Annotated in this window: 1 protein-coding gene; it reads right to left on the bottom strand. The window is 38.5% G+C overall.

The features are described from left to right. Positions 1-47: 47 nt before the first annotated feature. Positions 48-1,100 (bottom strand): IS1595 family transposase, encoded by a 1,053-nt coding sequence (locus MOZ60_RS11520; RefSeq protein WP_370596794.1) that lies wholly within the window; start codon positions 1,098-1,100, stop codon positions 48-50. Positions 1,101-1,191 lie beyond the last annotated feature (91 nt).

Below are 1,191 nucleotides of genomic sequence, written 5' to 3'. Positions count from 1 at the left end.
ACGCTATTTTCAAAGATTTAGTTGATGAGGCTGTAAACACCAAAATATCATGAGCTATATGCCTCATAGAGGTTAATTGGCATTTTAAGCTTTGGGATCTCCGCACAGGTAAATGGAATCTGTTCAAACATTGTTTCCATGTATGCTTCTGATTTCCATTTGCGCATGTCCAGCCTGTACTTTAAATATTTCTTCATGACGATCCAATTCAAATAACCCTGGAGATGTCTTGTGCTGATACCATGTTTCTGCCTGATCATGTTTTTTAGCTCAGAGTGAAGCTCGTTTACTTCAGATACTGTATTGCCCTTTGGTGTTAAATAACCGTTAGATGGAATAATGTCACTGTTGAAGTGATTATCGCCCACGAAAGTTTGAATGCTATGGCTGTCATCACTGATAATTGTTGAATGCGCTGCGAAGTGAGAGCTGTATTGATTCAGAATTTCTGCACTCTCTCTGCCTAATCCTCCAATTTTAAAGAGAATATTGTCATGCTCATCAATAGCTGTTACCAGGCAGATCTTGTGATGGCTGGTGCCAGGTAAAGCACGCTTGGTTGAATGACGGCGATGCTTTCCACGCTGTTTGCTGAATCTTGGCATTTTATCCTTCCTGGTCCCTTTCAGGTTGATTTTGGTATAAGTAGGATCCAATTCAACATTTCCACTTAAGACCACATTATTCTGAATCTTTGCTGCAGCCTGATATAACTTGTGACGCATGTTGAAGCAGGTAGTAACTGATAAGCCTGTAGCTACACTATGCTGAGTCAGAGTCATTCCGTTAAGCTCGCCAGAGATAAAAGTAGTCCAGATATCAAAGCTTGTTCTGGAATGAGTAAACATCGTACCTGTTGTTGCCATAAAAACAGATTTGCATTTTTTACATCTGTATTTCTGACGATTATGTGGGTTAAAGCCATTCTTAACAAAGTGAGTTGAACCACAATGAGGACATTTCTCAACATGCAAAGAGAGATTCTCGTAATTTGTTGTCGTACAGTTTACTTTCTCTCTGAATAGCTTTTCTAAACCAACACGAATGAATTCAATTTCGACAGGAGATAAAGAATTCAGGAAATTCTGATTAACGAGCATATCATCACCTCAACTGAAGTCATGATAAGTTATAGATATTAACTTGATGTACTTGTTCGGGTACATCAACTATTTATTTGAAAATAGCGTT

The sequence above is a fragment of the Grylomicrobium aquisgranense genome (assembly GCF_033971865.1).
GTDB lineage: Bacteria > Bacillota_I > Bacilli_A > Erysipelotrichales > Erysipelotrichaceae > Bulleidia > Bulleidia massiliensis.
This window is presented reverse-complemented; position numbering and strand designations above follow the sequence as displayed.

Excerpts from the sequence above, each read along its gene's own strand:
- MOZ60_RS11520 (WP_370596794.1), bottom strand. The coding sequence starts at position 1,100 with ATGCTCGTTAATCAGAATTTCCTGAATTCTTTATCTCCTGTCGAAATT.